A 13,934-nucleotide genomic window follows, 5' to 3' on the forward strand; every position below is an offset into this window, starting at 1 on the left:
GATGTTCTTGAAGGCTGCCAAGCTGCGCTTGGTTCGCTGGCTCAGTAAGTACTACCAGTCAAAGAGCTGGAAGTATCGGGGAATATAAAAGCTGGATGAGAGAACAGGGCGCTGTTTGAACCTTTTGTGCAGTGATTCAGAAAGGTGTAGCGGAAGGCTCAGAAGCTTGTAGTTAGCATGTGATTTTTTTAACAGTTTTAACAAGGTGTTTGTGTAGGCACCTTGTCGGCTCCAGTTTAACCTGCTGAAGTAGCGGGTTTCCCTGCGCTCAGGGTTTTGCAGAAGGGCATCGGCAGAGGTTTGGCTATCCCGACAGCCAGAGATCATGACCACATTGGCGGCTATGTAGGAATACTTGCTGTTTTTGTCCCTTTTTAACCTGAATTCAGCCGTATCTGCGTTCCACTCCGAGCGGCATATATATTGAAGATCCAGCATTGTTGCAGAGTGACAGGTATCAAAGGAAAAGAATACGTTACATTTTCTGTCAAACAGCTTTAACAGCTCATGCAGCTTATTGTCAGATATACAGCCGTCACCACAGACCAGGAGTTCATCCCGCTTATCTTTTTCCTGAGAGGTTTTCCTTTCTTTTGAACTGGAGCCATGACCGCTAAAAGCAATAATTACGGTATTCCAGTCCATCCAGTGCCGGGTTGTTTTATTGGCTATCTGTTCTATTTCATCAATGACTTGCTCGGTGGTTATATTTTGTTTTTCATCGGTTATCAGTCTTATATTTTTTTCCGGATACCCCATTTTTTTCAGAAAATATCTTAAATTAATGGCATCGTTTATACACCCTTTAAGATTCGTGTATTTACTATGTGTATAGTTTTGAGCTACCAGTAGTATTAATGTTTTGTGCCTGTTTTGATATTTTAAGAGGGCGGTTGAACATAGCCAGGCTTCAAGGTATGAGGGAGGTGTGATACGGGCAATATAAGCTGGAACAGCTTTGAACCATGGCTGGGTTGGCCATGCATCCAGAGCGAAAAAGCACAGCCACCAGATAGAAAAAAGTTTGAGAGAGATAGAGTCATAATATTTCATGCCAGTATCTTCCACATGTACAACAATGGTTTCGAGCCTTTACGTATCTCGGTCAGCTTCCTAAACAGCCCATAGAAAACATGTGCTTTCTATATTGGCGCAGTTTAGCTTTACCTCCTAATTTTGGCTGAGGGTTTTCTGGATTTTCAAATAAATCTGAATGCTTGGACTGGGCTAAGGGTTAGTTTTCTTATAAGCGCCTGTTCGTGCAAACAGGCACTTCATTGACGCACTTTATGAGTGCATAAATGTCAGTAAAGCTCCCTGTTATCTATATTCGGTGCATTAATTGATGCATTTTCTTATATTTCACCCACTTTATGCATCATGGTTATGTTGGCATACTTTCTGCTTATTTAATAAGCAGTTTATTGGATGTCGTAACCAGTAGGCGTAGACTGGCAGCTTGATTTGGATAAGCGCCGGACTACCCCTCCCGGATCGTAACTTTCAGGAGAATATATTTATGAAGTTGGTTTCTGCCATTATCAAGCCGTTTAAACTGGATGATGTTCGCGAGGCGCTTTCAGACATCAGCGTGCAAGGAATTACAGTAACTGAGGTAAAAGGGTTTGGACGACAGAAGGGGCATACCGAGCTATACCGTGGTGCAGAGTATGTGGTTGATTTCCTGCCCAAGGTGAAGATTGAAGTGGCCATTCCTGATGAATTGTTGGAGCAGGTTATTGAATCGATCTCCAAGGCTGCTAATACGGGGAAAATCGGTGATGGCAAAATTTTTGTAACTAATCTGGAGCAGGCGATACGCATCAGAACCGGCGAAACTGGAGAGGATGCCATTTAGTCTAGGAGCCTGCCGGGCTTAGTTCTGTCAATAAACCCTAATAATAAGAAAAAACATTTCTAAACCTGGGAGGGGTCCCGTGGATAATATTATTCAAGTGTCGTATGCGCTCGACACCTTTTATTTCCTGGTATGTGGTGCTTTGGTGATGTGGATGGCGGCAGGCTTTGCCATGCTTGAAGCCGGTTTGGTCCGTTCAAAAAATACAGTGGAAATTTTGACAAAAAATATTGCCCTGTTTGCCATTGCCTGCACCATGTACCTGTTGTGTGGCTATCAGATCATGTATCCCGGTGCCAATGAAGGTGGAATTGTGCCGGTATTTGGCACATTACTGGGCACAGAAAATACAGTTGAAGCGGTGATGGCGGGAGGGGATGATGCTCCGTACTATGCCCAGCGTTCAGACTTTTTCTTCCAGGTTGTATTTGTTGCTACAGCCATGTCTATTGTTTCCGGTGCGGTAGCAGAGCGGATGAAGCTTTGGTCTTTCCTGCTATTTGCCGTATTTATGACAGGGTTTATATATCCGGTTCAGGGTTTCTGGAAGTGGGGAGCCGGATTTCTTGATGCCCATGGATTCCTGGATTTTGCAGGTTCCGGAGTCGTCCATCTTGCGGGTGCATCTGCTGCGCTTGCTGGTGTTCTGTTATTGGGGGCTCGCGAAGGTAAGTATGGTAAGAGCGGCGGAATCAATGCTATTCCGGGTTCCAATCTGCCTTTAGCAACTCTGGGGACATTTATTCTATGGTTGGGCTGGTTCGGTTTTAATGGTGGATCACAATTAAAAATCGCCGATGTGGAAAATGCCAATGCAGTGGCGCAGATATTCGTTAATACCAATGCTGCTGCAACAGGTGGTGTGATCACGGCCTTGATTACAGCCCGTCTGTTATTTGGCAAGGCTGACCTGACTATGGCTCTTAATGGCGCACTGGCTGGTCTGGTTGCAATTACTGCGGAACCCTTAACCCCATCAGCATTGAGCTCCACATTGATCGGTGCTGCTGGAGGTGTATTAGTCGTTCTTTCAATTATAACACTGGATAGATTGCATATTGATGACCCGGTAGGTGCCATTTCTGTTCATGGCGTTGTGGGTATCTGGGGACTGCTGGCGGTACCTCTGAGTAATGCTGATGCCACTCTTGGAGCTCAACTGTTAGGCATAGCATCTATTTTTACCTGGGTATTTATTTCCTCATTGATTGTTTGGGGCGGGATTAAATTCATTGTTGGCTTGCGAATCAGCAAGGAACAGGAATATGTCGGTGCAGATGTTGCTGAATGTGGAGTAGAAGCCTATCCCGAGTTTAAGGCGAAGTAGAGGGAAAGAGGGCTGAGTTTAATCTCGATAATACTTCTGTGGTCGGTTGGAGCAAAAGAGGCATCAACCGATCACACTGTTTTTTTAAGTTCAAGGGAAAAGACCTGAGTCTTCCCCGTTATTGGCTTCTGGTCAGTATAGCGCCTGAACAATAAGTATTACTTTTGTATTCGTATTCCTGACTGTCTTGCAGGATTTATGGTTTTTTTTGCTTTAAGTGGGAGAGAAAAGACCTGAATCCGTGATTTCTTGATTTGCCCGGCAGTTTTGAAAATGTGCTGATTAATTTTTTCCTTTGAAAATAACTCGGGTTATTGATTGAAGTGTTTTTATGTCGTTTTTAAGCATAAATGCTGATCAAAATATCATCAAACTTGAAGACAGGTTGAAAGAAGCCCTACCGTTATCAATACAGTACTTTCTCATTTATGGCATTTTTTTCTATCTCGCTATTCAATCAACAAAGTGCATGCTGGCTTATTAATTGATGGAAAGACCTGAAACCAGGACAGTAACGACCAAAGCGTAGCCGGTATTGATGTCCTTTTTTCAGAAGACGGGCAGCCAGGTAGATGAGTTCCTGTATCACGGTTTTTAACCGGCGTCGTTTGGCTTTATGACGTACCGGCGCATCTGGCCCGAGCAAGCAACTCTGCCCCATGTAGCGCAGAATGTTATAGACCAGTGCACCCAAACACATCACCAGGTCGTTGGTGTCAAACTTGCCTGAAGGCAGGCGCTCTAAATCCATATCAGTCTTCAACTCACTGTGAAACTGCTCGCTGGTCGCATGATCCTCATAAAGATTAATGATCTGATCATCGCTGTAGTCAGCTTCGCTGAGTGTTGTCCACCATCCTTCCAGCTCATAATCGGGTGTCAGAAATCTCTGCCCTACAGTATCAGTGGTACGCTTGATAATGCGAATAATCAGACGCTGGTTACCATAGTTGGTTTCATAGACGGTTGAGAGTGTCGCATAACTCTTTCCTGGACGCGACTCCTCCCATTTGACTTGCTTTTCTTCAAAAATGGGGAGCCAGTGTTCCTTGGTGTGATACTTTCTTGGGTTGAGCTTGATAATGTGATTCACACCTTTGAACCCGGCGATTTCCCGGCGCGATTCCTCAGCATCGTGGCCACTATCAAGGCGAACCAGAATAGGCGCTCGGGTCAAACGTCGGCTGCGGTGCAGCACTGCTTGTAAAAAGCCAATAAAATCATTCTGGGAGTGCTGAGAGCCTGGGCGTAATTCACATCCCAGGCACCAGCCTTCGCAGCCAAAGTAAGCGGCAATAGGGGCATAACCAAAGAATTTTTTATACGTGTACTCGACCCCCTCCTTTTTGGTATTGCTGTTATCCATAGGGAATACGTCGATATCCAGTGGTATGTGCTGCTTCTTATCGAGTTTTTTCGGAAGGGGTGTGACGGGCACCTGAAGATTAACCAGGACATCGGTAAGGCTGTCCTCGATGAAAGGAATCAGTTGGGCGGCATCTTCATTGAAACGCTGTCTTAAGCGGCTGGCTGAAGGCATTTGTTTAATGCCCATTGCCAACCGGAACCAGTCGTTATCCCGGTTATTATCAACATTATCAAAATCACTTTTACCCTGAGCCAGTTGGCCGCAGTAAGCTCTGATCAGGTCGATATGAGTGATACGGTGCCTTTTTTTTATTTTGCGCAGGGATTTGCTTAACGCTGTCTTTTTGTTGAGTGCATGACCAACGAAATAAAGCCCTGCGACCGGTGTATAAAATTCCGTCTGTGATTGTTCAATTTTCAGTTTCACAAAAATGCACCCAGGTGGTGAAAATTAGAGTGGGTGCATTTTAACTTGGAACTTACGTTTTGTGGTTGATCCAGAGGAGTTGGGCTACAGTGAACTCACGGATTCAGGAAAAGATTTCTATTTATTATACTGCATAGCAGTTTTTAAGTTTATATTTATATGGTTTTTGACGCTTTGAGGTATGCAAGGGGGTATGAGAATTTTAGCAATATTCTTGATTGTTAAATTTGCATGTTGCCTTTTTTGTTGTTTTTCGTATGCGGCTTTACCAGAGGGTGATGTTGTGAAGTCTCTAAAAGTATACGTAGGGCGGCAGGGGAATAGTGATTCTGTTGATGGAATTTCAGTTACAGCTGGTTCTGGACGTCAAAAGAATGAGTGGGTTTTGTCATTGGCAAGTCATTCAGGGTTTAATAGTGGTATTGGTTTTTACCCGTTTGAATGGCATCAGGCTTTGCTAAGAAAAATAATAGAACATGGTTTAAAGCTTGAATTTTTATTGAGAGTTGATGATCAAGCAGGAAAGATTAATCTAGCAAAGGTTAATGTTGAACAAGTTGAAAGTGGGAATAATGTTACTTTTGTATGTAATAAAGATTTTGCTTATATCAGTTCCATGGCTTTTGATTTAGCAGAGGTTGAGCATGACTTATGTTACATCGTAGAATATTTTTATTATTGGTATGGAGGAGGCGATCAATGTCCGTCTTTTGGTTTTTCAGGGGGGTTCAATAATGAACCCAACTGGAAAGATAAAAATGACAAACAGTTTATTTTGGAAATTCCAGAACTTGTTTGTGAAAGTGAGGAGTTTGAACGAGGAGGTTCTTTTGTTAAGCTTCAAGAGAGAAATGTTATATTTGATGTTGCTATGTCTAAATCTGGTTTTGGCAGAAATCTTAAAGAGGTCAGAAAATACTGTGGAGGAAGTAAGATAAAAGTTAAGGCAGAGAAAAAAAATAAAAAAAGAAATAAAGAGGATTTTGCAAAAAGAAAATTTCAAAACAATGAAAGTACTCAAAGTGAAGTGATAAAGTTATTAGGTGATTTGGATGAAATCAATAGTCACCCTAAAGTAAGGCATGTTAGTTATGATATGACAGACCCTTTTTTAAACAAGGTTGGGATGCCTCTTGCTATTCATAACTGCTTTAAGGATTTATATTATGTTGCTATTGAAAAGGCTAAATTATGTTATAATGCTTATGGTTTTAGAAATAGAAGAGGTTTTGCTAAAAGAAAAGCCAGGCATTATGATGTTAATGAAGGTGTTTTTACCTTTAAAGTAAAGGTTGAAAAGCTAAAAGATTATTTAAACAAAGGAGACTGTCTGAGATTTTCATATGTTAGGCATATGATTAATATGGCGTGGAAAGGGGTTAGTCTTGGATGTTATTCTACTTGTGAACAAATAAAAATAATCGAAGCTATTTGGAGGAAGTCTTATTGGTATCGACAAAATATACCTGTATCAGTTAATATTGATGGTTTTATAAATCAAGATTGTAGTTTGCCAGAAGACTTTATCGATTGTGTTACATTAGAATCAGGGTGTGATAGCCAAGAAGAAAATATTCATTTAAAAAAACTATTAGATAAATATAAAGAAGTACGTATAAATGATAATTACTGGCTGTTGGAAAATGGAGTTGATGGTTTTCCTAGTCTTCTTCTATGGTCTAATATAGTTGACTTGTATAACCTTGATCTATCTAAAGTGGATGGAAGTACGAAGGTTCGACGCCGTGATTTTATTGAGGCCTGTTGTTATAAAGGTAACATAAATAAAGGTTGTTTGGTTTTTGAAGATCCTGTTCTTTTTATATATGATATGGAGACTGTTTATAGGTTGGCTTTTTCTAAAAATAGTTCTGTTGATAAAGTATGGCAGGTGGCTACTTTAAGGTTAATAAATACAATTCTAGGTGACAAAGGGGTGACTTTGCATCAAGATGACGGTGAGGTTATTAGTTTTTTAGAATTTATTGCTGGTATTGGGGATGAGGCAAAGAGGAATTATGGTGGCGAATTTACAGAGTGCTCTGTTTTAGAGGAAGTAAAGCAAGAATCTGAAAAAATTAATAGCTGTAGCGCTTTTAGTGAAAAAAAAATAGCTGCATGTGGTGAAGAAGGTGATTCTGTTTTGGCTATTGAGAGGCGGCTTGAGGCTGTAAATTCAGCATTGAATGCTGAAAAAGATGATGATAAAAATTTACAGGATTCGCTTAAAGTTTTATCTGAAAAACTGCGTTTGGAAAATAACAAAGTTAATAGGTTTTCAAAAAAAATGAGAGATGAGAGGTTTAAGAGATTAACCGCTGAGGTGGCACTGGATGAGCTAAAAGATAAATTTAAAGTTCTTAATGATAAGTATTCTAATTTAGCTCGTATTAATTCTAGAGTTGCCAACGGTTATTTTTCAAGATCAAAAATTACAAAAGCCCGGTTTTTAAAAGCCAGCTCAGAGCTAAATAAAGAAGTGATAGAGGTGAGAAAGAGTCAGTCTGAGCTGGAGGCGCAATTGAAAGAGTCCAAGATGAGTGAGGCCTCTTTAGGAGAGGAAAAGATAATGTTGGAGTGTCAAATAAAAACTTTTTTAGATGCGGTATCTCCTGAAGAGAAAAAAAATGTTGTTAAGCATTTCTTTAGTGAGAAAAATAAAGAGATAAGCGATCTTAAAAAGAAAGTGCAAGAACTGGAGTCAAAGTTAGATGGGAAGGTAGGGGAAACAAGTTTAGATAAGAACCCTATTATCTATTTTCGATCTGAAAAATTATTGACAGGCTCAAATTAAATACATTTAGCTTCTGTGCCTACCATGCTATCAATAACAAGAACAAATACCGAGTAACCATTTGACATCATTATAACAATAGGTGCTCTGGCGGTTACTTCACACTTTGGTGTTGTCCCGGTTATCCAGTTGAAACCTGTTGGTGGGCAATATCCTTCAGCCCTGCCAACATTAACCTTATGGACATAGTTAGAATGACTGTTTCCAATAGTCAATATCAAATCTCTTAGCTGGCAGTCCACTAACTCATTTTTCCTTAACCATCTTCTATCTTCACTTAAAGTAAATCTGCTTAGTAAGTCAATTACAGGTTCCATAACCCCCCGTCGTAGAGTAAACCCACGCTGATAAATAGGTACAGTGTTGTTTGGTAAAAACACAATAGATTGTTGACTTATTTCATGATTAATTTTTAATAGATTATAGCTATCGTGAATACTGCGCTGACGTATATGTAAACTCCCTCCACGGAGGTTAAGTCGTTCTCTCAGTTTTCTTTTGAAATGATTAAAACTCTCTCTTGACACCTTTCCTTTCTTATTAGCTTTCTTAAAAAGTTTAGAAACAGCTTTACTTACACCAGGTAAAACCTCTGTTGTTCCAGTATAATAACTTTTCATCCATGGCGTAAGTAGTGTATAGATTGCTTTCGAATAATTTAACCATCCAGTCGGACAGTATTAGAAAATGAGATCATATACTCCTCTCCAAATGAAAAAAGCACCCGTTCAACTTCTTTTTCAAATTCCGCAAAGCTCTTGATTGACAAGAGGTTGAGCCATTCATACTTTATTTTCCTCCACAGGATTTCAATCAGGTTGAGCTCAGGTGAATATGTTGGCAGAAAGCAGACCAGCAATTTCTTTTCAATCATCCAGTCATCAATTCTGGCACAAAACTTTTTGCTGGTGTGAATGCTGGCATTATCCACCATAACTACCGTGTAACGATCATTTGAGCTGTATTTTTCATCTGCCATTTTCTCTGCAAAGTCATCAAAGGCCGCAATCACCGTATCGCTATTCACTGAACCCACAACAGGATAATGAAATAGCTCACAGCTTCGGTTCATAAACCCCAGTACGTTGATGCGTTTACTTTTGACTGATGGTATTCTGAGCTGCTTTCCTTTTTCCTGCCAACCGTATGGCACACAAGGTTCCTGGGTAAAGCCGGACTCATCAAAATAAAATAAATTGATTAACCCTTTGCTCTCGGCTTCCTGGGCATCTTTCAGAGCAGTTTTACAGTCATGGAATTGCTCTTCGTCCCGTTTATGTTTGCATGATTTACGGAGTCTTTTGTAAACCAGCCCTGCTTTTTTACAATGTTTGCCAGAGTAATTTTTGATGAAGATTTACCGGTTTCATCCTCGATCTTGGATTTGACATACGATAAGCGACGAGGCTCTTCAGCCACTAATTCTTTTATGCGTTGCACTTCGGATTCGTCATATATGCACGGCCTACCGCCACCATGCCCCTTGTACAAGGCACGAATACCATATTCTTCCCAATCATCAATCCACTGAGAAGCAGTTTGATATCTAATTTCAAGTATTTCGGCAATTTGCTCAAGGGTAAAGCCACGATTGCTCAATAAAAGGCTATGGGCTCTTTCCCTTATACATCTCAGAGGTCCGTAGTGTTTGGCGAATTTCAAAGTTGATAAAACAGCTTCATCAGTGATTGTAGTGACGTACTTCATAGGGAGAGGGATTTAAAGACCAGTACTCTCTTTATAATAGAGTAAATGTATCATTCAATAGCTATCTGATCGTTAGATCAAGAAGTAGATTTCTCGTACTGGCCGAACATCCAGTTTATTTGAAACCAAACTATGACCTACTTAGTGCTTTTAAAGAAAAAACAGTAAGGTTGACAAAGAAAATAATGAATAAAAAAGCAATGTCTTTTAAAAAAAATACGCACATATTCTTTTCTCGAAATGTAGGTTGACGATAAAGAAATATAGTTCAGTGTCGTAAGTCTGTAGTTTAATTTTGATAAATAGTTTTTATTAAAAGAATTTTAAGGTAAGGAGGGAGTTAATATTAACGATTACTCCCTCTCAAAATCTCCAAAGTATCAACTTTACGGCATCCAGGAAATCTCGGGGGCTTGCCCCGAGTTAGATAGCCGATAATGGCTGATGCCATTATCGTTGAACGTGAGGGAATTTATTTTGACGGCATAAGAAAACACAGATATTTCAGGTTTTGCTCAGCCTGTCTTACTTATTGATTTTGTAACCCTAATGCCCCTTCCCATACAACCTTTCGGTAATGTTCCGGATTGGTATTTCCTTCTGTATTGAAAATCATGACAACAGAGTCCTTATTTAAGCCAATGGACTCAGCTGCTGCTTGGGCTTCTGGAAGGGTAGCCAGCAGATATAACAGACCAACATTTATGGCACCTGATTCGCCACCGGTTACAGCGGGGTCACCTTTCAGGGGGTTGCCCAGTATTCTCATGCCCGTTGCGGATACATTATCGGATACGGAAGCAAATGAATGACTGCAATTACGCAAGATAGGCCAGGTAACCGGATTGGGTTCACCACACGCCAGTCCAGCCATAATTGAGTTTAAGTCTCCACCGACGCATGTCATGGAGCCATTAGAACTGGTACCCGAACGATAAATACAATCGGCTGCCTCAGGTTCGGAGATAATAGCCTTGAATGTATCTGCGCCAAGCTTATCGGCCATATAACCCAATACGCCGCCAGCCATAGCGCCCACTCCTGCCTGAAGCATAATATGTGTTGGCATACCTTCAGGCAGTGCAGCTGCCTGCTCGATGGCTTCATCTGCCATGGTCATATAACCTTGAGAAATCCATGTGGGGATTTCTTCATAGCCATTCCATGCGGTGTCCTGTACCAGCATCCAGCCATTTTCATCGGCGGTCTTGTTGGCAAAGCGTACAGTATCATCGTAATTAACATCGGTAACAATACACTCAGCCCCTAAACCACGAATTCGGTCAACACTGGCCTGAGGTGATCCCTTTGGCATATAGACAACTGCCTTCTGTCCCATTTCACGGGCTGCCCAGGCAACACCTGTGCCGTGATTGCCTGCTGTAGCGGTGGTGAAAACGACAGGGCTTTCTAATTTTTCTGATACTGTCTTTAAATCAATTGCTGAAATGTCGATGTTCAAGTGAGCTGCGAGAACCTGGCCCAAAGCATAGGATCCACCTAACACTTTAAATGCATTCAAGCCAAAGCGATGGGACTCGTCTTTGACCAGAATAGATTTCACTCCCAACTTTTCTGCAAGCCTGGGCAATGAAACCAGTGGTGTTGGCGCATAGGCATCAATTTGACGATGAAAACTGCGAGCTTGCTCAGCATTTTTTACAGTGAATAGAGCGCTTGTTTCAGCTGTATAGAACTGATTTCGGGCAAATTTCAGCATATTGGGCTCTTGAATAAGGATGGAAGCAAATAAAGCGATACCTGTGCCGGGAAGTGGCAAAGGTATCGTTCAATCAGAATTACTGATTAATAAAGGCAACCGCTTCAACTTCTACCAAAGCGTCTTTAGGAAGGCGGGCAGCTTCAACGCATGAGCGGGCAGGAGCTGCTTCTGTACCAAAAATTTCAGTATACACTTCGTTAAATGCAGCAAAGTTTTCCATATCAGACAGGAAGCAGGTTGTTTTAATAACAGAGTTCAGTGAAGCACCCGCCTGCTCCAGAACTGCCTTCAGGTTCATAAGGGACTGAAGCGCCTGCTCTTTGATGCCACCCTCAACAAAAGCCATGGTCTCAGGATCTAAAGGCAGTTGACCTGAAGTAAATACCAGCTCTTTAAAGGCAGCGCCCTGGGAGTAAGGACCAATGGCAGCAGGGGCGTGATCTGTGTGAATGATTTTTTTCATGGGGTAATCCATCAACTTTTGTGGTTAATTTTTAAACTCACGGATGTACTTGTACACCGCATGTCGAGTGATGCCGAGGCCTTCAGAGACTATTGCCGTTGCCTCTTTAAATTCAAAAATACCGTTATCAAATAACAGCCGGGTGATTGTTTTTTTCTTGCTCTTATTGCTGACTGTCGGGTCGCTTTCAACATCAGTAACAGCCTGCGTTAAGGCTTGCTCAATAACATGGGTTGAGCAATGACTGAAGTTCTCGCTAACGGTTTCACTGGCATGGCCTGTACTGGGCATTAATGTCTTAATTATTTCTGGAAACGGATGCGACAAATTCATATTAATGCAGAACAAACCAATAGGATTGTCATGTTCACCCGCCAGAATACAGGTAGTTGATTTCAACAGTGAGCCGTCTTTGGTCTCAGTGAAATAACTTTTGGGTGTCACCTCTCCTGTTTGTTCAAAATGCCTTAGCATTTTTAACCCTAAATCAGTAATGGGTGAGCCTAAGGTTCGACCGGTATGATGTCCGTTGACAATCTTCACGATTGATTTTTCGACACTTTCTAATGAGTGGATAACAACTTCGCAGTGTGGTCCGATCAGGTCTGCAATGGTATCCGCCAGTCGAAAGTACCCGGCTAACAGGGTTCTGTCACTTTCAGTAAACTGTGTGCCACATGCCAAGTATTTTTTGCCATCCATTTTAGATCAGTATTGTTAATAATAGGTGGCGCTATTTTGATGGTTATTGGAAAGAAATACAAGGGTATAATTAACTTTATGTAACTATTTGATGGGGAGTTGTTCTAAAAACAAGCTAAAAATAGCAATTTTTGATTTAAATCAATGGTTGCAAGTAATAAAGTCTTAAAAAGTTAACTAATGATATAGGTCAATTTTTTTAACTCAGCTATCGGTAAGATTTGAGCCTTAAAGTAACGAAAAGTTAACTATGCTGCGTGAAAGGTTTGTTTTTCCTCACACATACCAGATCACTCAGTAACCCATCTGGATTAGAGGTTGAGATGACAAATTATCTTCAGCGCGGTTTTGAACAATCAGAATTTGAGAATCGTACTGCACGGGCACAGAAAGTCATGCATGACATGAATCTGGACGCCATGCTGTTTACCACTGAACCGAATGTTCGTTACTTTACTGGTTTTCACACCCAGTTTTGGCATAGTCCAACACGACCATGGTTCGTTATAGTTCCGGCAGAAGGAAAGCCCATTGCCATTATTCCTGAAATTGGTGCAAGTGGCATGGCGGAAACCTGGGTTGATAATATTATCACCTGGCCATCCCCACGCCCTGAAGATGATGGTATTAGCCTGGTAGCCAGTGCCCTTAACTCCTTACCTTGCCGTTATGGACGTGTTGGTGCCACATTGGGTATAGAGTCACATCTGCGTATGCCAGTAAATAATTACCTTCAGCTGGCGGGTATGGTGAAGAAGGACTTTGTTGATATTTCACTGGCAACCCACGAACTGCGTCAAATCAAGTCACAGGCTGAAATAGAAAAAACCCGCGAAATTTGCCGTATTACCAATATTGGCTTTGATAAAATACCGTCTTACGCAAGGGCGGGTATGACTGAGCGGGAAATCTGCAAACAGTTCCGCATTGATATGCTTTCTGCTGGCGCTGATGAATGTCCGTACATCATTGCCGGGTCAGGTCCAGATGGTTATGACAGCATTATCATGGGGCCAACAGACCGTGTTATCGAACAGGGTGATGTTCTGATTATTGATACAGGTGCTGTTCGCGACGCCTATTTCTCTGATTTTGACCGCAACTGGGCATTTGGTCATGCCAGTGAAGAAACAAAAGCGGCCTATCGTGCAACTTACGAAGCCACCACTAAAGGCTTTGAAGCTGCTCGTCCTGGTGCAACCACTACCGATATTTACAATGCCATGTGGAAAGTGCTTGAAGCCAATGGTGCTCTTGGAAACGACGTTGGGCGTTTAGGGCATGGATTGGGAATGGAATTAACTGAAAGGCCTTCCAATACAGCGACTGATAACACGCTGCTCAAGCCTGGCATGGTGATGACTCTTGAGCCTGGTATGGTCTATGCCCCTGGTAAATCAATGGTTCATGAAGAAAATATCGTGATTACTGAAGACGGGGCTGAATGGTTAACCAAGCGTGCCGAGCCAGAGTTAATCATTATTTAATCTGCTTTTGACCATGACTGCTCCAAGGGGAGCAGTTCATTGTCGCCGGCTTTACGGTTATTGTTTTTTATATTTTCT

Annotated in this window: 12 protein-coding genes; 4 read left to right on the plus strand and 8 right to left on the minus strand. The window is 41.6% G+C overall.

Going from position 1 to position 13,934, the window contains the following annotated elements; all coding sequences use genetic code 11:
• Positions 1-51: 51 nt before the first annotated feature.
• Positions 52-1,053: a caspase family protein gene (locus tag MJ595_RS07355; protein ID WP_263081796.1), complete on the minus strand. Its 1,002-nt coding sequence runs from the start codon at positions 1,051-1,053 to the stop codon at positions 52-54.
• A gap of 466 nt (positions 1,054-1,519) precedes the next feature.
• Here MJ595_RS07355 and glnK point away from each other — a divergent pair, with 466 nt between their 5' ends.
• Together glnK and MJ595_RS07365 are read left to right on the plus strand one after the other, a co-directional pair.
• Positions 1,520-1,858: a P-II family nitrogen regulator gene (gene glnK / locus MJ595_RS07360; RefSeq protein ID WP_263081797.1), complete on the plus strand. Its 339-nt coding sequence runs from the start codon at positions 1,520-1,522 to the stop codon at positions 1,856-1,858.
• 79 nt (positions 1,859-1,937) lie between these two features.
• Complete coding sequence (locus MJ595_RS07365) at positions 1,938-3,185, plus strand: ammonium transporter (RefSeq protein WP_263081798.1); 1,248 nt, start codon at positions 1,938-1,940, stop codon at positions 3,183-3,185.
• 457 nt (positions 3,186-3,642) lie between these two features.
• Here MJ595_RS07365 and MJ595_RS07370 read toward each other — a convergent pair whose 3' ends face one another.
• Positions 3,643-4,980 carry an IS1380 family transposase gene (locus tag MJ595_RS07370; protein ID WP_263078015.1) on the minus strand — a complete coding sequence of 446 codons (1,338 nt, stop codon included), beginning with the start codon at positions 4,978-4,980 and terminating at the stop codon, positions 3,643-3,645.
• Between the two features lie 193 nt (positions 4,981-5,173).
• Here MJ595_RS07370 and MJ595_RS07375 point away from each other — a divergent pair, with 193 nt between their 5' ends.
• Positions 5,174-7,774, plus strand: a complete 2,601-nt coding sequence (locus tag MJ595_RS07375) for a hypothetical protein (protein ID WP_263081799.1) — start codon at positions 5,174-5,176, stop codon at positions 7,772-7,774.
• Here MJ595_RS07375 and MJ595_RS07380 read toward each other — a convergent pair.
• The 6 genes from MJ595_RS07380 to MJ595_RS07405 all read right to left on the minus strand — a co-directional run bounded on the left by MJ595_RS07380 (position 7,771) and on the right by MJ595_RS07405 (position 12,369).
• Complete coding sequence (locus tag MJ595_RS07380; protein WP_263081800.1) at positions 7,771-8,394, minus strand: hypothetical protein; 624 nt, start codon at positions 8,392-8,394, stop codon at positions 7,771-7,773. The two genes, MJ595_RS07375 and MJ595_RS07380, sit on opposite strands and share 4 nt — an antisense overlap.
• Before the next feature lie 38 nt (positions 8,395-8,432).
• Entirely contained in the window at positions 8,433-9,086 is a 654-nt protein-coding gene (locus MJ595_RS07385; RefSeq protein ID WP_263322427.1) for an IS630 family transposase, read from the minus strand.
• Positions 9,008-9,481 (minus strand): helix-turn-helix domain-containing protein, encoded by a 474-nt coding sequence (locus MJ595_RS07390; RefSeq protein ID WP_263078043.1) that lies wholly within the window; start codon positions 9,479-9,481, stop codon positions 9,008-9,010. The genes MJ595_RS07385 and MJ595_RS07390 overlap by 79 nt, the downstream gene beginning before the upstream one ends.
• A gap of 529 nt (positions 9,482-10,010) precedes the next feature.
• On the minus strand, positions 10,011-11,201 hold the full coding sequence (dpaL, locus tag MJ595_RS07395; RefSeq protein ID WP_263081801.1) for a diaminopropionate ammonia-lyase: 1,191 nt from the start codon (positions 11,199-11,201) through the stop codon (positions 10,011-10,013).
• 79 nt (positions 11,202-11,280) lie between these two features.
• Positions 11,281-11,667: a RidA family protein gene (locus MJ595_RS07400; protein WP_263081803.1), complete on the minus strand. Its 387-nt coding sequence runs from the start codon at positions 11,665-11,667 to the stop codon at positions 11,281-11,283.
• Positions 11,668-11,691: 24 nt separating this feature from the next.
• Positions 11,692-12,369 carry a PAS domain-containing protein gene (locus MJ595_RS07405; protein ID WP_263081804.1) on the minus strand — a complete coding sequence of 226 codons (678 nt, stop codon included), beginning with the start codon at positions 12,367-12,369 and terminating at the stop codon, positions 11,692-11,694.
• 323 nt (positions 12,370-12,692) lie between these two features.
• On the opposite strand from MJ595_RS07405, the gene MJ595_RS07410 reads away from it, so the two are divergent.
• Positions 12,693-13,856, plus strand: a complete 1,164-nt coding sequence (locus tag MJ595_RS07410) for a Xaa-Pro peptidase family protein (RefSeq protein WP_263081805.1) — start codon at positions 12,693-12,695, stop codon at positions 13,854-13,856.
• Positions 13,857-13,934 lie beyond the last annotated feature (78 nt).

Source organism: Endozoicomonas sp. Mp262, from assembly GCF_025643335.1.
GTDB lineage: Bacteria > Pseudomonadota > Gammaproteobacteria > Pseudomonadales > Endozoicomonadaceae > Endonucleibacter.